We start from the raw sequence: 21,146 nt of genomic DNA, 5'->3' as shown, positions 1-21,146 counted from the left end.
AATTACTCCTTCTCAATCTGCGCAGGCTTCAGGGTTCGCAGACCCCAAATCAGCAAACCAATGATAAAGAATGCGCTTGGTGCCAACAGGAACAATCCATTCGGCTGATACCATCCGCCATTTTGAACGGTTTCCAAGACTGGGAAGCCAAACAATTTACCTGAGCCAGTTAACTCACGGACAAAGCCCACCAGTACCAGCACGACGCCATAACCCAAACCATTACCGATGCCATCCATAAAGCTTTCAATTGGCGGGGATTTCATTGCATAAGCTTCTGCACGCCCCATCACAATACAGTTGGTAATAATCAGGCCGACAAATACCGATAACTGTTTGGATATCTCATAGGCATAGGCGCGCAGGAACTGATCCACCACAATCACCAGCGAGGCAATAATGACCATCTGAACAATGATCCGCACACTGTTAGGAATATGGTGACGAATCAGCGAGATGAAGAAGCTGGAGAAGGCCGTTACCAAGGTTACTGCCAACGTCATCACTAACGCGGTTTCCATTTTGGTGGTTACCGCCAATGCCGAACATACCCCTAGGATTTGTAACGCAATCGGGTTGTTATCAAATAACGGCCCGAATAAAACCCGTTTAATCTCTTTGCTATCAGCCATTTTTTAACGCCCCTTCGCGCACTTTTTTCAGGAACGGGCCAAAGCCGTTTTCACCGAGCCAAAAATCAAAGCTATTTTGCACCCCATTGGATGTCAGAGTTGCACCTGACAAACCATCAATTGCATGGGGGTCATTAGCAGGGGCTCGCCCTTTAACGATACGAATAGCCGGTTGCCCTTGTTCATCGAATAACCGCTTACCAATCCACTGGTTACGCCAAATTGGGTTTTCAATTTCACCCCCCAGCCCAGGGGTTTCGCCTTGGTCATAATAGGTAATACCGCGAACTGTTTTACCGTCAGTATCAATGGCCACAAAGGCATACATCATTGACCACAAACCGGAACCATAAACCGGTAATACGATTTTGTTTATCTGACCGCTTTCACCGCGCACCAAATAAATTTCAACAGTATTAGCCCGACGACGAATACCGGCGATATCCTGTGCCGGTGTTAACGCCATACTCATTTGGTTATCACGCAATGCTGCCGCGCGATCAAATGTTGCCGGATCTTGCTCGATAAATGTGCCGCTTCGTAAATCCAGCAGACGGGGTTCAATCCGCTCAGCAAACTCACGTTGTACTTCTTCAGCTGGCATTCTCGGTTGTAGCAAACCCGCTACCGCCAGAATATTGCGCTGTTTATCCAGCAGACGCTGTTCCTGCTGCTTCGCTTTCAAACCCACCGCCGCACCCGCAACCACCACGGAACACACCAGACACAGCACCAACACCACCAGCAATGTTTTGCCGATGCTGTCATTATTTCTTGGTTTATCATTTGCCACGGGCTTTCCTCCGCTTGATGTTGGCCTGAACAACCACATAGTCGAACAGTGGCGCAAACAGGTTGGCAAACAGAATTGCCAGCATCATTCCCTCTGGATAAGCCGGATTGGCGACGCGGATCAAAACACACATCGCGCCAATCAAACCGCCATACCACCACTTTCCTTTGTTAGTAAAGGACGCGGATACCGGGTCAGTCGCCATAAAGATCATGCCGAACGCAAAGCCACCCAGCACTAAATGCCAGTACCACGGCATCGCAAATAGCGGGTTAGTGGTGGAGCCTATTAAGTTAAACAGATAAGCCGTCGCAATCATGCCAATCATGACCCCGGCAACAATGCGCCAGGATGCCACGCGGCCAAAGAGGATAATGGCACCACCGATTAAGATCATCAGTGTCGAAACCTCCCCAATGGAACCAGGGATATTACCGAGGAAAGCATCCATCCAAGTAATAGGTTGACCGCTAATCGTATTGACCAGACTTTGGCTGCCGTTAACACTCCACTGCGACAAAGGGGTCGCGCCAGAGAAACCATCCGCCGCAGTCCATACCAAGTCACCCGAGATTTGCGCCGGATAAGCAAAGAACAGGAATGCACGCCCAGCCAGTGCCGGGTTGAGGAAGTTACGCCCAGTACCACCAAAGATCTCTTTACCGACCACGACCCCAAAAGAGATCCCCAGCGCTGCCTGCCATAATGGCAAGGTTGGCGGTAAAATCAGGGAAAACAGAATTGAAGTAACAAAGAAACCTTCATTGATTTCATGTTTGCGGATAATGGAAAATACCACCTCCCAAAAGCCCCCAACCACGAATACCACGGCATAAATTGGCAGGAAATAGACTGCGCCGAGCAGCATTTTGCTTGCCCAACCGGCATCCGGTGTTAATGATGCACCTAATATTTCTGCCAGTCGGTAATGCCAGTCGCCAGCAATAATCTGTTGTAGTTGCGCACCACTGTAGAGCTGATTCAAGGCAGGAATTGCCTGCGCCCCGACGTTGTACATGCCCCAGAACATCGCCGGAAATACTGCCAGCCACACCAAAATCATCATGCGTTTCAGGTCGATGGCATCACGAACGTGAGAGGCCCCCGGTGTCACTTTACCCTGAGTATAGAAAATAGTGGCAGCCGCTTCGTACAGTGGATAATACTTCTCTAGCTTTCCACCGGCTTCGAAGTGATGCTCTATTTTCTCAAGAAAACTTTTCAGACCCATCAGTTATCCTTCCTGCTCAATCTTGGTCAGTATGTCGCGCAATGCCGGCCCGTATTCGTACTTTCCGGGGCAGACAAATGTACACAGCGCCAAATCTTCTTCATCCAATTCCAGACACCCCAGCGCCTGGGCGCTGTCGGTATCACCGGATAACAGGTCACGCAGCAAGTGTGTGGCCAGAATATCCAGCGGCATAACCCGCTCATAGTTGCCAATGGGCACCATAGCGCGCTCCCCACCGTGCATATCCGTGGAGAAAGCAAACAATTTATGTTTGAAGAAATGCCCCAGAGTGGTGCGAGTAATGGAGTATTTATCAAGGCCTGGCATCACCCAACCGAATAATTCTTTTTCTCGCCCTTCACGGATAACCGACACTTGCTGATGGAAGCGCCCCAAATAGCCATGAGTGGCGGAGAAGGCCGTGCCGCTCAGCACTGAACCCGAGATAATGCGGTTATCACCGTCTTTCAGTCGGCCAGCAGTCAGCTCAGATAAACTGGCACCAAGCCGGGTGCGCAGCAATATTGGCTGATTCACCTGTGGGCCAGCCACGGCGACGATACGGTCAGTCCACAGCTCACCACGGGTAAACAATTTGCCGATGGCAATAACATCCTGATAACCCACATGCCAAACAGTTTTGCTCAGGCTCACAGGTTCAAGGAAATGGATGTGGGTGCCAACCAGCCCCGCAGGGTGTGGGCCGGAGAACTCATTGTAAGTTACCTGTGCGCTCGAATGGCTGGCAACCACCTGCCCTGGAGCATGACAGACATGCACTTTGCCTTCAGTTAAACGAGTTAACACGGTTAAGCCGTGGTTAAACGCGTCAGGTTCAGTGGCAATTATTACCCGAGGGTCGGCCGCCAAAGGTTGGGTATCCATCGCACTGACAAAAATAGCCCGTGGGCGACTACCTGGAACCGGGGTTTTGCTAAATGGGCGAGTACGTAGTGCTGTCCATAAACCAGAAGACAATAACTGGCTTTGAACTTGTTCCTGACTCAGTTGCTTGAGGTCGGCCTCAGCAACATGTTCGAAAGGAATTTGCTCATCCCCATCGACTTCAATCACGACAGATTGCAGAACCCGGCGCTCACCACGATTAATGGCGCTGACTTTGCCACTGGCGGGCGCAGTAAACAGCACGCCAGGATTTTTTTTATCTTCAAACAGCGGTTGGCCTTTCTTAACCCAATCACCTTCTTGTACCAACATTGAGGGGCGCATGCCCACATACTCTTCACCGAGGACAGCGACATGATGAATAGCTGGCCCCATTTCTATCACTTGCTCAGGTGCTCCAGCGATGGGAAGGTCAAGACCTTTCTTTATTTTAATCATAGAGTTGAACAACTTTATTAGTTATAGCAAATGCTGCACTTAGCCCAGAATGTACAGCTACGCAAAGATAAGATAATTTCATAGTTCAGTTAAACGACAGCTGAATATTCAGTCGATTCGACCAACATAACGACTGATAGAACAATCTAACAATTAATGCCGAACCCATATTGAATATCACTGAGCTCAATAATACAGAACTGACCATTAATTGAGCACAGCATCAGCCGCGGGCAATTTTAGCATTTCCATCCCACAGTGTCTGACAAATGCAGTGACTTACGTCATGCAAATACAAATAATTTACTGCCAAATTTTGTATATATTCGGTAAAATCATTTCCTCAATTAATCTTTACTGATTTTGTATTTATTTTATACAAAACATATATTGCTAAAAAATTTCTGACTGATAATCTGCGCTTATATATTTCCCTAAAATAATTGAAATTGCTGTCAGATGGCAAATTGAATGCATTCCGCTAAGTTGACTTAAGTCAGTGATGCAGATTAGCGATAACCGTTAACAAGATAGCAACATTGATTAGAGTGGAAACATCAGAAAAGTCAGTGGCATCTATAAGAATAAGTAGGAATAATAATGGGCAAAATCGCGCCGTTGTCTGCGATAATAATGCTTGCGATGATAATTTGTTTACCGGCGGTATCCTTCACCAGCTCAGCCAGTGAGCCTGTGGCGGTATCCAAAGAGCTAAAACAGCAATTACTTGGCTCATCGGTCTATATTCAAATCTTCAAAGAAGAACGCACCTTGGAATTATATGCCAGGCTGCAAGGCGAGTATCGTTTAGTACAAAGCTATCGCATCTGTGAATTTTCAGGCGGCCTTGGCCCGAAACGCCGTGAAGGGGATTTTAAGAGCCCGGAAGGTTTTTACAGTATTGATATGCGCCATTTAAAACCTGACAGTAAGTTTTATCGAGCAATCAATATTGGTTTCCCAAATGATTTCGATAAGTCGCAAGGTTATTCAGGGAAATATCTGATGATCCACGGCGCGTGCAAATCAATCGGCTGTTATGCAATGACAGATGCCTATATGGACGAGATATTTAACTACGTTCAAACGGCATTTATCTTTGGTCAGGAAAAAGTGGATATCAGTATCTATCCCTTCCGCATGACTGAAAAAAATATGCAACGCCACCGTAACTCTTCAGATTATAATTTCTGGCGTCAGTTACAGCCGGGTTACAGCTATTTTGCCAAAAACCGGATGCCGCCGTCGGTCTCGGTGATTAACGGGCAGTATGTGTTGAGCCGCCCGCCTGTTTCCAGTGCACCAGAATCTCAGTATGCATCGACCCAATCAAAGCTGCTCACCAAAACAGAATAATACAAATTCACCTGGTGCAATCTTGTGCCAGGTTTCATTGCCCGTCAGAGGCGCGGTGGCAATCAAGGTGACCACATCTTGGGGTGTGGTCTGGCGTTGAAAATCAATTTCAACATCTTGATCCAGCAAGGTTGCTTTACCAAAAGGCGCGCGACGAGTTATCCAATATAAATTGGTTGAACAGAACGCCATCACAAAACGCCCATCCGAGAGCAACATATTAAAGACGCCCTTGGTGCGCAACTGCTCACATAATTGGCCAATATAACGAAATACTGCCGGCCAGTTACTGGGCTTGCGAGGATAACGTTTTGCCAATTGGTTAAGTAACCAGCAAAAAGCATATTCGCTGTCGGTCTGGCCAATGGGCCGGAAAGTGCCGGTATCTAATTGACGATATCCTTTAAGCTGGCCGTTATGGGCATAAGTCCAATTGCGCCCCCACATTTCGCGGGTAAAGGGGTGGGTATTTTCTAACGCGACTTCACCCCGGTTGGCTTGACGAATATGGGAAATCACCGCGCAAGATTTGATGGGATAATCTTGAACTAGCCGGGCAATGGGTGAATTAAAGCTGGGTTGAGGATCTTTAAACGTGCGACAGCCATTACCTTCATAGAAAGTAATTCCCCAGCCATCTTTATGTGGGCCGGTCCCCCCGCCTCGTTGCACCAGGCCGGTAAAGCTAAAGCAAATATCCGTGGGGACATTTGCGCTCATCCCGAGCAATTCGCACATATCGTCCTCCGCATCGCCCTATTGGGCCAAAAACCGACTCGGCCTTACCCTGTATTGACTGACAGTCAAGGTGACCAACAGCACTGCTGATCACCTTGCAACATCAGGCTTTTACCATCTCTTTTTCAATCAATTGAATCAAGATATGAATCGCCTTGATATGAATTTCCTGAATACGATCAGCATAACCGAAATGAGGAACGCGGATTTCTATATCCGCAGAGCCCGCCATTTTACCGCCATCTTTACCTGTTAGCGTGATGACTTTCATGCCTTTGGCACGAGCCGCGGCAATGGCTTTAATGATATTACCTGAATGACCTGAAGTGGAAATGCCCAATAACACATCCCCCTCACGGCCTACCGCTTCAACATAGCGAGAGAAAACATAGTCATAACCAAAGTCATTGCTGACACAGGACAGATGGCTGACATCAGAAATAGCAATCGCCGGATAACCAGGGCGATTTTCGCGGTAGCGGCCAGTTAGTTCTTCAGCAAAATGCATGGCATCACAGTGGGAGCCGCCATTGCCGCATGACAAGACTTTGCCGCCCGCTTTAAAAGAGTCAGCCAATAAAACAGCTGCGCGCTGGATGGCATCAATATTGGCATCATCTTTTAGAAAATTTGCCAGTGTGTCTGCTGCTTCGTTCAGTTCACTGCGGATTAAATCGTGGTACATGGGAGCCTCTTTATAGTCCTATGGCATCAATGTTCTTCCTGTCCCAGTGTACCGGATAGCACAAACTGCGAGAAGTGCCGTGATGAATTAGACAGAACAGTTTTGGCACCCGATGAGAGCAATTTGTGAGATGAGTTGTAAATAATATGTAATGGTATTGATAAAGATCATGAGATGAACTACAACAAATGTATCACTCAACAGGTCAGACCTCCTACATCTCAGGAGCTTTATTATGATGGTTCTTAGCATTGTTGCCTTGCTGGTTCTTATTGGTGTGCTGTTCTATCACCGGGTGAACCTGTACCTCAGTAGTTTGATTCTGGTGGTTTATACCGCCGCTTTAGGGGCGTCGCAATTATGGTCATACTGGGTATTATTGCCGCTGGTGATTGTTTTGCTGCCGCTGACACTAAAACCACTGCGCCAATCGCTGTTTTCATCCAAAGCTTTGAGTATGTTCCGCAAAGTCATGCCGGCAATGTCGCGCACCGAAAAAGAAGCCATTGATGCGGGCACGACGTGGTGGGAAGGCGATTTATTCCAGGGAAAACCCGACTGGAAGAAATTGCACAATTACCCAAAACCGCAATTAACGCCAGAAGAGCAAGCTTTTATCGACGGGCCAGTTGAAGAAGCTTGCCGCATGGCTAACGACTTCCAGATTACTCATGAACTGGCTGATTTGCCGCCAGAGCTTTGGGCCTATCTGAAAGAAAATCGCTTCTTTGCGATGATAATTAAGAAAGAATATGGCGGTCTTGATTTCTCTGCTTATGCACAGGCGCGAGTGTTGCAAAAGCTGTCTGGTGTCTCGGGTATTTTAGCCATCACCGTCGGTGTGCCTAACTCCCTCGGCCCCGGTGAATTATTGCAACACTATGGTACTGAAGAACAAAAAAATCATTATTTACCGGGTTTAGCCCGTGGCGATGAAATCCCTTGCTTCGCCCTGACCAGTCCAGAAGCCGGTTCTGATGCCGGTGCCATCCCAGATACTGGCACAGTTTGCATGGGTGAATGGCAAGGTAAGCAGGTGTTGGGCATGCGCCTAACCTGGAACAAACGCTATATTACTCTGGCCCCCATTGCCACCGTGCTCGGGCTGGCCTTCAAGCTGCACGATCCGGAGCACCTGCTGGGCGATACTGTTGATTTAGGTATCACCTGCGCACTGATCCCCACCAATACCCCAGGGGTAGAAATTGGCCATCGCCACTTCCCATTAAATGTGCCATTCCAAAATGGCCCGACACGCGGTAACGACATTTTTGTGCCGATTGACTACATTATCGGCGGGCCAAGTATGGCCGGGCAAGGCTGGCGGATGCTGGTGGAATGTCTGTCCGTTGGTCGCGGCATTACCTTGCCATCCAACGCCACTGGCAGCTTGAAAAGTGTGGCAATGGGAATTGGGGCTTATGCCTATATTCGTCGTCAGTTCAAAATCTCAATTGGTAAAATGGAAGGGATTGAAGAACCCTTGGCACGAATTGCCGGTAACACTTATGTGATGGACGCCGCCGCTACCTTGATAACCAGCGGTATTATGCTGGGCGAAAAGCCCGCAGTATTATCCGCCATTGTTAAATATCACTGTACTCACCGCGGCCAGCGCGCCGTGATGGATGCAATGGATATCGCCGGTGGGAAAGGTATTTGCCTTGGCCCAACCAACTTTATTGCCCGTAGTTATCAAGGTGCGCCAATTGGTATCACAGTTGAGGGCGCAAATATCCTGACTCGCAGCATGATTATCTTCGGTCAGGGAGCTATTCGTTGCCATCCGTTTGTGCTGGATGAAATGGCCGCCGCGCAATCCAATGATGTTGCTGCCTTTGATAAAGCGCTGTTTGGTCATCTGGGTCATGTGGCCAGCAGCAAAGTGCGCAGCTTCTGGTTAGGGCTGACCAATGGTCGTACCAGTGCTACGCCGGTAAAAGACAGCACACGCCGCTATTACCAGCACTTAAATCGCCTGAGCGCCAATCTGGCATTGCTGTCTGATGTCTCAATGGGGGTATTGGGTGGCAGTTTGAAACGTCGCGAACGAATTTCTGCCCGCTTGGGGGATATCCTCAGCCAAATGTATTTGGCCTCTGCCACACTGAAACGTTATGAAGATGAAGGCCGCCAGAAAGAAGATTTGCCGCTGGTGCACTGGGGCGTGCAGGATGCGCTGAATCAAGCAGAGATTGCTATGGATGATTTACTGCGCAACTTCCCCAATAGATTTATTGCCGGGGTATTGCGCATGGGGATCTTCCCATTTGGTCGAGTGCACCGCGCGCCTTCAGACAGGCTTGACCACCAGTTGGCACAATTGCTGCAAGTCCCGTCAGCCACCCGCAGCCGCCTGGGCCGCGGTCAATATCTGACACCGAGTGAGTTCAATCCAGTAGGTTTACTGGAAGCCGCATTACAGGATGTGATTGTCGCAGAACCTATTCATAAACGTCTGAGTAAAGACGCGGGTAAAAGCCTGCCCTTTACACGGCTGGATAAATTGGCTCAACGCGCCTTGGCTGAAGGTAAAATTAATGCCGAAGAAGCGGCAATACTCACCAAAGCCGAGGAAAGCCGTCTGCGCTCTATTAATGTAGATGAGTTTGAAGCGGATACACTGGCGGTCAAACCAGAGGTAAAGCCGCGCGCCAAACAACGCCAGACTGAAGCGGCTTAATACCTGCCCTTATTGATGTGAGTGTCTAACTCTATAACCCAGCCTCCAATTCATTATTGGAGGCTTTTTTATCATCCAACAAGCCCCGAACAATCAAGCCAAACTGTTCCGGTTTACCGGTAAACAGCACATTATCTGGCTGAATTTGTAGCAATTGGCGTCGCAAACTATGGCGCCATTGGGTATCGGTAATTAGCCGAACTGCCGCCGCGATATATTCAGTCAAGTTATGTGCGATGAGATCCTCAGCCAACCCCAGCCGGCGGAATAACCCTTCATCAATATGCTCATGAACTTCTTCTCCACTAAGACAAACTCCGGGTAACCCTTGGCGAACCGTGTCGACAATGCCATTGGTATTGCCGAAAGGAAATGGATTGATAAATAAGTCGCACTGATTAATGACCTGCAAATAATCCAAATATCCTAAGTGTTCATAAACTTTGGCTTGGGGAAGCCGGTCATTGACCGCTTTTTTCATTACCCGATGAGTAATACCCCAGCAAAAACCCACCAGAAAATGAAAAATTATGGGTGTTGATACTCGTAAAGCTATTTCAGCGCAAGTCGCTAAAAAGCGAGGATTAATCTTCATCGCAGAGGCACAAACAGCAATATGCACAGCAGGCCGCTCATCAAAATATGCTATGGGTTTCGGCTGACAAATGTTGGCTGGCGGAACATAAGGTAAGCAATCCTTGGGCAAGGAGACGATTTTTTCAGAAAAACACCCGCTATCGCCCAAATAATCCTCCTCCACCAAAACAGCATCAATATACTCGGAATGAGTGGTGGCGGGGTGGCCTAAGGCCATCACTTGCAAAGGGGCCAGCCGCAAATTGGTCAGCGCTATGGTCAGCGGGAACATCCCGACACTGGGGAAATAGATAACATCAGGCCGTAATTGCTGTGCTAATTCAACCATTGCCTCCACGGCCCCCGCGCGGTTGACCTCCGTGAAATCATCAAATACCTTGCGAGTTATCGCATCTGTTGCTTCAGTAATCGTGGCCCCGTGGGTGGAAAAATGCTCACGAGCGGCACGTAAGGTACTGGAATGAGTGCGATAAATAGAATGGCCGCTGTTAAACCACTCTAAGATAACTAGCATCAATGGTTTATCGCGCGATGGTGGCTGCAAGTGATTATCAGATAATCCATTGTGCAGCAGTGTATTACGTAGATGAAAATTAATGCTGCGTTTTATGGCATGCTTTTCTGCCAGATCGGCATAACTGCAATGCATATAAACATCGTGCAAAATACGTTCTGGTAAAAGCTCAAGACTGGTCAGTGTTAATAGCTTTTCCGGTAACCAGCGCAACAGAAACTCACGTTTTGCATGCCCGACGGGGCGGGGTAAAATACGTGGGGATAATAACGCCAGAAATAATGCCGCCGCGGCATTCGGATTAAATTGCCATAATATTTCCGGCTGAAGCGGAATACCTGATTCAGGTAAATACATCACGCAGAATTTTAGGAAGTTATTTTCCTCAAAATGCAAAGGATGCGCACGCCCTTCTCCCGCCTGATTAAGGTTGGTAATCACATGATCTGCATGCCCAAAAGGAGAGGCGGCAAAAATTAATGCAATCCAACGATGGAAATTAATTAATTGTATAAATCCCTTTTCCGACAGTATAAAACCGGGGTCAGAAAACAGATTTCCAATGGCAGCAGCCAACCTATTACAATAATGTTCCTGCTGCTGTAGTGATTCTTTATTAAGCGAAAAAACATCCCAACGCCCATAATGAGTATCTAATTGTTCCAACATCTGTAGCAATATTCGCCCTGATTCCTCATAACGTCGCGCACAGACTAAAAACTCAAAATAAGACAATGAAAATACGGCTGAATTCTTAACTAGCGGCGCTATTGCAATAGATTTTTCCACCATTCTTAGCTCTCCCTGGCGATAAAATGCATGCCATTCATTACTGATAAAATCATCCGCCGCAAAGCCGCGGGTTATTTTGGTTGCTCTGTTTGAGGCCAAGGTTTCCAGCGGCCCAAAAGATGTTGGTCGCAAGATTCCTGTTCAGCCGATTGGGTAGCAATACCCTGTAGAATACAAACCGCGATACTGACATTAGCGGTAATATCTTTCTCAGAGTCGGTCACAATAGCCGGAGGAAGCCGCTCCCCTTCAATGGCGCTGAGGATCTGTTCTCGTTTCATCAATAGTATTTGCAGAAAATCCACTGGCACCGATAAGGTCATTTTCGGCCCCTTCCCTGCCGTTTTATCGCCCGTGATCTGGTCTGGTTTAGTTGGGTCTGGCTTGGTTTTATCAGTATTAGGATTATCGCCTTCGCGCCCGGTATGGCTTCCTGGATTAGTTATATCGAAGGGTTTTCCGTTAATTGTTACATTTTCACCAATAAGCTGTGGTGATGTTATATGCAACGGGGTTTTATCCGAATCAGTACCTCCCGTAACAACAAGCTCAGTTAGCCCACCATTTTCAGCAAGATAAACACCGTGGTTATCACCAGAATAACCATTGATTAGCCCCCCATTGACTGGGCCATCGGCATGCACGCCATGACCATTACCCGAAGCATTTCCCGAAATGGTGGTGTTGCCCTGATTGGTCAGCGGCCCATTGATTTCCACACCATGCCCACCCGTGGCATTGCCCGCCAGCGAGGTATTCTCCAGTATATTATTGCCATCGAGTTGCACCCCAATGCCTTTATCGCCGCTGGCATTGCCGGTTACCGTCAGCGGATCATCAGCGCCACCGCCGGTCAGAATGCTATTATCACCCGCCTCGACCCCAGTACCATTCACCGTGTCACCGCGCACCGCACTACTTTGGTTACCGGTGAGATTACCTGCAATCTCTACCCCCTTGCCAACAGTGCTATTGCCCATAAGTGCAGAGTTATTCAGGATACTGTCGCCATCAATTTTTAGCCCACTACCACTCTTTGAAACACCACTAAGGCGGCTATCGGCAAGCGAACCATTAACCAGCACACCAGTGCCACTCAAAGCACTGCCATTAACAACACTGCTGTTCAGTGAGCCATTAATTTGTACCCCTATACCGCGACCGGAGGCCGTGCCATTTAATCCCGAACGAGCATTATGCAGCGGGCCGGTAATATCCAAAGCAATGCCATCTACAACAGATGCATTTAAACTGGTATTGCTTAAATCATTATTACCTTTAAGTTTTATCCCAGTGCCAATTCCTGTTGTAGCAATACCTTTGAGTGTGAGTAAATCTGTTTCACTGGTGCCAGTAACATTTACGTTTTCGGCAATATCAATGCCATGTCCCGCGCCATTCGTTATTCCATTAATGGTACTTTGGTGAATACCATTTATATCGCTGGTAATTTCCACTCCTTTACCATCGGTACTGATGCCATTGAGTGCAGCATTATCCAAGACGGCGTGGGTAGTGGCACTGAAACCAACTTTAATACCGCTGCCATTTATTGAGTTCCCACTGAGTTGGGTATCAGTAATGGTTGCATTGCCGCTAATTCGCAGGCCTTCAGCATGAGTAGAGTTCCCAGCAATATTAATGCGATTTATTTGATGTTCAGCACTAAAAATATGGACTCCGGCGCCATCAACACTGATACCTTCTATCGTTACCGGGCCAGTACTATTATTCACCACTCCGGAAATAGCGACCCCGCTACCAGCAACACTGCTACCTTTAAGCAGCGTTTCGCCGTCGCCATTTAATATCACCGTATTATTACTGGCAGGGAAGTTAATCCCCGCACCGCTAGTTGAGCGGCCGTCCATAATTAAAGAGCCATTATTATTGACTGTGAGTTTAATCGGGCCGGAGTGAGTGATACCATTTCCCCCCGCAGTATCTTGTGCGCCTTTATTTTCTCCAACTAAAGAAAGTTGGCTTTCTTTAGCAATATTAAGTGTATTGACACCATAAAAATCGATGCCTTTACGTGTTGCTCCTGTACCGCCAGTTTCACCTTGAAATGCAATATTACCTTCAATGGCTAAAACACTATTTGCTCTAAAACCAATACCGGCCCCCTGTGTCGTATTTAACGCGTTACCAATCAAGAGGCCATTCTTGGCCTTTATGGTATTATTGCCCCCCAGACTTAATGCTGAAATTATGGCTGAGGTAAAAGCAGCCTGTGCTTCGGCATAAACAGAAACATGGCCCTCAGTGGCATTTAACTCAATATTAGTAAAATGAACATTTCCTGAACCAATGCTATTAATAGTAATATTACCTGCCGCTGATGCTAAATTAACATTCTCTAAGGTCATTGATTTACTTTGGCTGCTGCCATTAATATTATTTGCATCCAGGATAATATCTCTCCTGGCAACAATGTTACTTCTTGAATTATTTGCAGAACCATTAATAATAACCCCTTCACCAGGAACAGTGGACTTACCAACCAATACAACATCTCTATTTGAAGTCAAGGTTGAATTCCCTTTAATCCACACGCCTTTATTTATTGCTGATGCATGAGCATTAATATCTCCCGCAACTGAGGTTAGAGTAGAGTTCTCTAATACGATGCCACCCGCACCAGTAGCATAGCTTTCCAAACCAATCTGTTGCGCACTTACCTGTGAAACATTCAAATAAATACCAGGATTAGCAGAAGAAATAACATTGCCATTTAATTTAATAGCAATATTTCCTGAGTTAGCAGTTAAGTTACTATAATTAAATTCCAACCCACCCAAAGCAGCACCATTGACGTTAAATATAATATTTCCCCCACTAACAATGGCCGTATTAGTGAAGGAGCCTATCCATGCAGTTTTAGAATTGGAAGTAAGGTTAAATATCACATCCCCTTGGCCCGTTAAAGTAGAATTACCAGAGATATCAATACCACGCCAGCCTTGCCCGTTAGCATTACTACTTTCACCAGATATATGTGTTTTACCTGCTACAGTAATATTAGCACTATTACTGATATTAACCCCGATCTGTGAAGCCACTCCCGCATTGCCTTCCAGAGTCAGGTTACCAACCTCATATTTACCCCCGACGATGCTGATACGCGCCGTGTTATTATCATTAGCATTCTTTGCTAATAAATCTCCACCATTTAACAATACATCACTATTGTTTAATATAATTTCCGAGTCTACCGCTGAGTTTCCTGACAATAAATTAAGATTCAATTTCCCTGCATTAGCAGTGATACTACTATTTGAGATAACACTTCCATCTGCATGTAGCGTCAAGGTTGCATCTGTACCGGCAGTTTTATTAATATCTGCTTGTACTGTAATATTACACCATCGACAACTCGGTAAGCTGTTATTACTGGTGGTGATAGTGACATTCGCACCTTTGTCGAGTTGAGCATTAATACTGCTATTTAATATTTGAGCAATATTGGCCGTTGGAATAAAAACCTGTGCATTGCTTGCATATCCCGCAGGGATGTCTCCCACCGCCATCGAAGTACTGCTTTCAGTGCCGCTAACAATAGTGACCTCTGCCGGATCCAGTAGCCAAGTGCCGTGTTGGCCATAATTAGCTGCAGTATCCACCTGGCCAAAAGCTTGTAAATTTTGCAGACTGGATGTTTCGACCTTCCCGCCATCACCTGATTCTGTTCCACCGCTGGCTTTAATCTCACCATAGAAGCCGGTGTAATTATCCGACCATAAAACTGCCGTGCCGCCATCCCCCTTGCGCATGGCGGAAACATCAATCTGGGCTGCTTTATCAATAACAACTGAATGGGAATTATTTATCAGCCTATTATTTCCCTGCCAACCGCCACCCACCCATACATTGCCACCGCCATCATCCCCGCGCGCCTCTATTTTACTGCCAGCAACCAAATGAATATTTTTGCCATGCAGGATAACCTCCCCACCACGTCCCTGTGGATGACTCGCATTTATCACTCCTTGTTGTTTCACAACACCGTCATCACCACCATCAAGCTGGATAACGCCATTATTTTCAGACAACCCCTTGGCCTGCAAAATACCGGTATTATCAATTACGGTATTCATCAACATATCTTTACCGCGGGCAGTTAATTGAATAACCCCGCCGTCAGCTTTAATTAGTCCACCATTTTGGATTAGCGCTGCAACTTGCTCCCCCTGAATTTGTACTCCTAGCAATTGTCCGTGATCCAAATTAAGTGTGACATGCTGTCCTGCTGCTAATATTGCCCTGCCCCCTTTGGCATCAATAACGCCCGAATCTTGGTTATTAACTCGCTGGCTCACTAATGCAATATAGCCTCTCGCTATAGTCCGTAAATTAGCCTGATTAATTACGCTACCTTCCTGTTTGGGACTTGTGAGCCTATAACGCCCATCAATAAAATCCTGATCAGAAAGTGATTTAGTCGAGGCTACCAGCCCACCTACATTAACTTCTGCTCCTTTACCAAATAAGACACCATGTGGATTAAGGAGGAATATCTGCCCATTAGCTTTGAGACTGCCATATATCTGTGATGCATCCCGACCGACTACTCGGTTCAACACAATACTGTGGCCCCCTGGCTGGTTATAAATAACACTATTCCCCTGCGCAATATCAAAACTGCCCCAATTGATGGCCAACTGGTCAGATTGCTGAGTCACAGTAAGAGTGGTGTTATTGATATCCAGCCTACCTTGGCCGATAACTATTTTACCGTTAACCGGTAATGAAGGATGGGCCAAAACCAGTAAAGGTAATGTACCCAGGGCTAACCCAGTCATTATGGCCAGATAACTTATTATTCCGAGTCTGGTGCGCCTCTCTGTATTTAATTTTCTACCTGTAGCCGAAAATGATTTGCCATAAGTTTGGGTAAATTCTCCTACGGCAATCCAGCATCCCAACCGACGACAAAAAACAAGTTTGTATAATTTACTGTTCATTAGTCACGTCCATTAAATCTGACAAATATGCCGGTTAGCGCTAAAACATCTTATAAGCGCTGAGCCACAGTTGGTCGTTATCCTGATTACGTGTTACTGCCTGGCCGGTTCGGTGTGCCCAAGTCAGATTTAAGGCGTAATCTGCTGGGCGAGCGAATGTGATATAGGCACCAAAGCCCGATAAATTAATCTTGTTTTCTGATAAGCCGTCGATCGGCTGACGATAATAAGCCCCCCATCCTTGATCAAAAAAAGCCGCAAGCGTTATTTGGTTCCCTACTCCGGCCCAAGAGGGAAATAGCGGCTGCCAGCGAGTATGTATTTCCGTGGTGAAAATAGTGCCTTTATCCACCGCACCTTCTCCAATACCATAGGCACGAACGGCTAATGGCCCGCCGAGTAATAACTTTTGCGAGCTATCTAAATTCTTACTGGCCATTTGGCCGGTAAATTGATTAAAGAATGAAAAATAATGGCCAAAACTCTGGTCATGGCCAGCACGATAATTAAAACGGGCAAAATCGCCGCCAATTTCGGTGAGGGTATTTATGCTTTGGCTAAATTCGTCATCTAAAGCAAGATGACCAGCAGTACCGAGTAAATTGAAATTACTTAGCCCCCCAGGTAATGCACTAAAGGTTCCATCAATAGCAAATTCACCCGCATTAAGATTACGTTTTTGCTCTGGCAGCATAATCAGTGAATCACGCATTCTGGACTGATAATAACCGACATCCACATTAATCCGAGCTTGAGAGTGGTATATCCAAGGATGACGTAAATTAAGGCCCCAGGTATCAGAGTGCCCGTGAGCATCCAAGACTTCAAATGGCCCGGTGAGACTATAATTCAAATGGCTATACTTAAGTGCTGCACGGGTACCATAGCTATTAATCGGGAAGCTGTAGTCCAACACACCACTAAAAACATCCGTCGAACTGGATAAAATTAAACCTGCACCTAATTGATCCCCCCACCCCGTCAGATTATTAAGCACACCTCCCGCTAATAACCTATTATGACCAGAATAATCATTACCTTGATTATCAGCTCCGAGATATCCCGATACTATTGCCCCCGGCGTAATATCAGCATAAATTCGTGTCATTCCTGATTGGGTACCCGGTTTTAATGCCAAAGAAGCATCAATACCGGGTATTTCATTAAGAATAAGAGCAGTACGTTCCAGACGGGATAATTCGACGGGTGAAGCAAAACACTCTTTTTCACCCAAGAAACCCACTTCCTGACTGCAACTATTACTTTCAATCACCGCAGTAGCAAACTGAGTATCTAATCGACTCTGATTATTAAGCTCTGGCCTATCTAATCGACCAGAAATAACCCTAACAACAATAACACCCTCCTGAACAGTTTGAGGTGGTAATATTGCCTGAGCAGCTACCCATCCTTGATTTCGGTAAAAGCGTGTTACCGCCTGTGTCAAACTCTGCAAATCAGCAAAGGTTAATGTTCGGCCTAACCAAGGATTGACTACAGCTTGCAAAGCATTATTTGAGGTCTTTAATAACCCAAGTTCCCCCTCAAACTTTACCTTGCGTAGCTTAATATGAGCCGATGTAGCAGGTTGTTTTAACGGTGATATTGGCGCTAATGGTAATAATTTTATTTCCGCTTCACGCGGGGCAAGTGCTGGTTCTATTCTCGCTTGCCTAATTTCATTACCAATAGCCCCCGCATCCGGTATATTGCTAATTTGTGGTACAGCCTTCAGTGATGGTGCAATAAATACTGCAGGAAACAAGATAATAATAAATAATGTCGCACTCAATGTTGATTGGTTTAAGGATGCTACTGGACAATAAACATATCGCATAAAACCCGCCCATGTTAATAGGGATAACACCAGAGAAATAATAAGTAAGCTCATAGTTTAATACTAACCGCATGATTGGTTATTTTTAATTAGCAAGTAAATACTTTTCAGCATAACACTCAAATTCAATAGCCAAACAAACACATACAGACAAAATGGTTTTATTTATTCATCACTGGAACAGCCTAATAGAATAGGTATCTTTATCACAAATAGTGATTAGTGATAAACTTAAGATTATCAACACGAATTAATAATAAGTTACCACAAGCAATATTAATAAATATATTCACTTGCATATAATTAAAAAAAGTCAGGGGGGGGAATTAGCTCAATAAAAACAGTATTTTTCATCAGTAAATAAATCATAACCTTAAAATGATATTTTTAATAAAAAAAATCCCACATTATTCTGTGGGATATTTATTGGTGCGAGTCTTACTCATTCTATTGGCAGAAGACAAAATTCACTTACCCATTTTGTCTGACGCGTGCAATAAAACCATCAACACTATCAATGTGTTGTGCCGCCAATATCAATGTATACCCTAAGCTTAAAGCATGGCGCTGGCAGGCCCGGCGCATTTCTTCATCGGCAATGCTATCCAGGTCAGCAACATGTGCCAAACCAATAGTGCGCCTGATTAATTCGCAGCCACAATAACCGATAGCATCTTGCCAAACTTGTTGCAGAAATAGCGGAACATAGCCCTCTGTTGCCAGTGTGGCGTCCTGTGTTTTTTCCTGACTTAATGTCAGAAAACGTGTGGCGAAGGTTTCCCACAAAATAGCAATATCTTTCAGTCGTTGTTCGCGCCCGGCAGCGGCATCCCGTGGGCCAACCAGCCCAGGCAAACCACAATAATTAAGCAGTAAATTACCCAGCGCAGTACCTATATCAAAGCCCATCGGACCATAGAAACCAAATTCCGCATCAATGGCTTTTAGGCGGCCATCGGCAACAAAAATTGAACCGCTATGAATATCACCATGAAGCAATGCCTCGGCTTTACTCAGGAAACGATGCTTAAGTGAAGCCACCGCCAATTTGAGTGCATTATCCTGACGCAATGCCAGCACATCAGGTAATAATTCGAGATCAAAATTATTACGTTCATGGTCGATATAAGGGTCAGTAAAGAATAAATCTTCCGTGATTTGGCATAATTCCGGGTTGGTATATTGGCTAACTGCGGCTTTTTTAGCTTGTGCTGATTGGTAAAAATCTGAAGTGTGGAATAAAGTTTGTGCCAAATACTCAGCTAATTGTCCGGCGGCCTGTGGATAATGTTTCCCCGCCAGCAATTCACTGCGCCAGATTTGGTGATCAGATAAATCCTCTTGCACCATAACCGCCAGTTCTGCATCGTGATGCAGTACATTTACCGTGTGTTGTGGGCAAAATTGGCTGTGTGTCAGCAAGGTTTCTGCTTCAATTCTGGCGCGATCTAAGGTCAATGGCCAGGACTCACCGACACAGCGCACATAGGGCAACGCCTGTTTGACAATCACTCGGCTAACCCCTGCTGCATCACGGATTTTAAACACCAGATTGAGATTACCATCGCCAATTTCATCCGCCGACACTAATGTCAGTGGGTCGGCCACTTGACCAAATTGACGAGCATATTCAACAGCATCCGCAGCAGTAAATGTATGGTAGCGCGACATCTTCAACCTCTTTATTCTTGATTTGATTTTGATTCACTCACCGCCAACCATTTGCTTAGCTGTGAAATTATTCCCTGTTAGAGCAAAAAAATCCGTATTAGGCGTAAAACCATATAGACGTCTACACATCCATAAGTTATGTTGGCAGAATAAGAAACCAGATGCAATAACGCAACATGGATTTAACTGACAATGCAGACCTTTAACACTCTCGATTTACAGACCACCAGCTTAAAAATTGCCAATGGACAGCTTTGGATCCTTGACCAACAGGCGCTACCGCAGCGTCAAGAATGGCTGTCCGCCGACACACTGGAATTGCTCATTGAGCATATCCAAACCTTGCGTGTGCGCGGCGCACCTTTGATTGGCTTGTCCGCCAGTCTGTTGCTGGCATTGCTGGCCGAACGGGGTTTGTCGCAAGCTCAACTTGAGCAAGCTCTTATTGCCCTGCGAGAGTCCCGGCCCACTGCGGTGAATCTGATGAATAATCTGGCGCGCATGCAACAAGCGCTATTGCAAGCCAATTGGGTTGAAGCTATGACTCACGAGGCGCTGCACTTGGTCGAGGAAGACCGACAATTGTGTGAGCGCATTGCTCAGCATGGTGCGCCATTGGTGAAGCCCGGCAGTAATTTACTGACCCATTGCAACACTGGCGGTCTTGCGACGGCAGGTATAGGGACGGCTATCGGCGTTATATTGCGGGCCCATCAGCAAGGCAATGTCCGCCAAGTGTGGGTCGATGAAACCCGCCCCTTGTTGCAAGGGGGGCGTTTGACCGCATGGGAGTTAGGTGAACTTGGCATTCCATATCAATTAATTTGTGATTCGATGGCGGCGAGCCTGATGGCTCAAGGGAAAGTTGATGCGGTCTGGGTTGGTGCGGATCGCATTGCCGCTAATGGCGATGTGGCGAATAAAATTGGCACTTATAGCCTGGCGGTATTGGCCCAATATCACCGCATTCCCTTCTACGTCGCGGCCCCGCATACAACCCATGACCCGGCGTGTCCTAATGGTGCGGCGATCCCAATCGAGCAGCGCGCGGCCAGCGAGGTCACTGGTGTGTCAGGCGGTTTTGGCAGTTGCCGCTGGGCACCAGAAAATGCGGGCGTGTATAACCCAGCATTTGATGTCACACCCGCGGCATTAATCAGTGGTTGGGTGTTAGATAGCGGCGTTATCAGGCCAGAGCAAGTAACAGCAGGTTTTTTCCAACCGAAGTAAGTAAAGAACCTCAGGCGGCTTTGTGCCCCTGAGGTTTATTCCGAGGAGCTTACTCAAGTCAATGATTCGGGTAAGT

Annotated in this window: 13 protein-coding genes; 3 read left to right on the top strand and 10 right to left on the bottom strand. The window is 46.5% G+C overall.

The window, feature by feature from the left end:
* Window positions 1–2: 2 nt before the first annotated feature.
* From YROHD0001_RS02685 to YROHD0001_RS02700, 4 genes are read right to left on the bottom strand one after another with little or no spacing between them, the layout of a single operon-like run.
* A complete protein-coding gene (locus YROHD0001_RS02685; protein WP_032817967.1) occupies window positions 3–632 on the bottom strand; it encodes an NADH:ubiquinone reductase (Na(+)-transporting) subunit D in 630 nt (209 codons plus the stop codon).
* Complete coding sequence (locus tag YROHD0001_RS02690) at window positions 625–1,425, bottom strand: Na(+)-translocating NADH-quinone reductase subunit C (protein ID WP_032817964.1); 801 nt, start codon at window positions 1,423–1,425, stop codon at window positions 625–627. Before YROHD0001_RS02690 ends, YROHD0001_RS02685 begins: the two co-directional genes overlap by 8 nt.
* Window positions 1,415–2,656 (bottom strand): NADH:ubiquinone reductase (Na(+)-transporting) subunit B, encoded by a 1,242-nt coding sequence (locus YROHD0001_RS02695; protein WP_004716259.1) that lies wholly within the window; start codon window positions 2,654–2,656, stop codon window positions 1,415–1,417. The genes YROHD0001_RS02690 and YROHD0001_RS02695 overlap by 11 nt, the downstream gene beginning before the upstream one ends.
* A 3-nt stretch (window positions 2,657–2,659) precedes the next feature.
* Window positions 2,660–4,003: a Na(+)-translocating NADH-quinone reductase subunit A gene (locus tag YROHD0001_RS02700; RefSeq protein ID WP_004716258.1), complete on the bottom strand. Its 1,344-nt coding sequence runs from the start codon at window positions 4,001–4,003 to the stop codon at window positions 2,660–2,662.
* Window positions 4,004–4,603: 600 nt separating this feature from the next.
* Here YROHD0001_RS02700 and dpaA point away from each other — a divergent pair.
* Window positions 4,604–5,359 (top strand): peptidoglycan meso-diaminopimelic acid protein amidase, encoded by a 756-nt coding sequence (gene dpaA, locus YROHD0001_RS0118590; protein ID WP_032817962.1) that lies wholly within the window; start codon window positions 4,604–4,606, stop codon window positions 5,357–5,359.
* Here dpaA and YROHD0001_RS02705 read toward each other — a convergent pair.
* Together YROHD0001_RS02705 and lpcA are read right to left on the bottom strand one after the other, a co-directional pair.
* Window positions 5,333–6,097 carry a class II glutamine amidotransferase gene (locus tag YROHD0001_RS02705; RefSeq protein ID WP_004716256.1) on the bottom strand — a complete coding sequence of 255 codons (765 nt, stop codon included), beginning with the start codon at window positions 6,095–6,097 and terminating at the stop codon, window positions 5,333–5,335. The genes dpaA and YROHD0001_RS02705 overlap by 27 nt on opposite strands.
* A gap of 103 nt (window positions 6,098–6,200) precedes the next feature.
* Complete coding sequence (gene lpcA / locus YROHD0001_RS02710; protein ID WP_004716255.1) at window positions 6,201–6,782, bottom strand: D-sedoheptulose 7-phosphate isomerase; 582 nt, start codon at window positions 6,780–6,782, stop codon at window positions 6,201–6,203.
* Between the two features lie 235 nt (window positions 6,783–7,017).
* Between lpcA and fadE the strand changes: the two genes are divergently transcribed.
* Entirely contained in the window at window positions 7,018–9,465 is a 2,448-nt protein-coding gene (gene fadE / locus YROHD0001_RS02715) for an acyl-CoA dehydrogenase FadE (RefSeq protein ID WP_004716254.1), read from the top strand.
* A 31-nt stretch (window positions 9,466–9,496) separates the two neighbouring features.
* Here fadE and YROHD0001_RS02720 read toward each other — a convergent pair whose 3' ends face one another.
* The 4 genes from YROHD0001_RS02720 to mtnK all read right to left on the bottom strand — a co-directional run bounded on the left by YROHD0001_RS02720 (window position 9,497) and on the right by mtnK (window position 19,840).
* Window positions 9,497–11,368 carry a glycosyl transferase gene (locus YROHD0001_RS02720; RefSeq protein WP_032817989.1) on the bottom strand — a complete coding sequence of 624 codons (1,872 nt, stop codon included), beginning with the start codon at window positions 11,366–11,368 and terminating at the stop codon, window positions 9,497–9,499.
* A gap of 71 nt (window positions 11,369–11,439) precedes the next feature.
* On the bottom strand, window positions 11,440–16,332 hold the full coding sequence (locus YROHD0001_RS02725) for a two-partner secretion domain-containing protein (protein ID WP_032817959.1): 4,893 nt from the start codon (window positions 16,330–16,332) through the stop codon (window positions 11,440–11,442).
* Between the two features lie 40 nt (window positions 16,333–16,372).
* The gene (locus YROHD0001_RS0118585; RefSeq protein WP_081452079.1) at window positions 16,373–18,169 is read right to left on the bottom strand and encodes a ShlB/FhaC/HecB family hemolysin secretion/activation protein; all 1,797 of its coding nucleotides are present in this window, start codon (window positions 18,167–18,169) and stop codon (window positions 16,373–16,375) included.
* Between the two features lie 471 nt (window positions 18,170–18,640).
* Window positions 18,641–19,840: an S-methyl-5-thioribose kinase gene (mtnK, locus tag YROHD0001_RS02730; RefSeq protein ID WP_004716250.1), complete on the bottom strand. Its 1,200-nt coding sequence runs from the start codon at window positions 19,838–19,840 to the stop codon at window positions 18,641–18,643.
* Between the two features lie 192 nt (window positions 19,841–20,032).
* Here mtnK and mtnA point away from each other — a divergent pair, with 192 nt between their 5' ends.
* A complete protein-coding gene (gene mtnA, locus YROHD0001_RS02735) occupies window positions 20,033–21,070 on the top strand; it encodes an S-methyl-5-thioribose-1-phosphate isomerase (protein WP_004716249.1) in 1,038 nt (345 codons plus the stop codon).
* Window positions 21,071–21,146: the final 76 nt, after the last annotated feature.

It is taken from the genome of Yersinia rohdei ATCC 43380 (genome assembly GCF_000173775.1).
Classification (GTDB): Bacteria; Pseudomonadota; Gammaproteobacteria; order Enterobacterales; family Enterobacteriaceae; genus Yersinia; species Yersinia rohdei.
The sequence above is the reverse complement of the archived record's forward strand: the minus strand, read 5'-3'. Positions and strand labels throughout refer to the sequence as shown.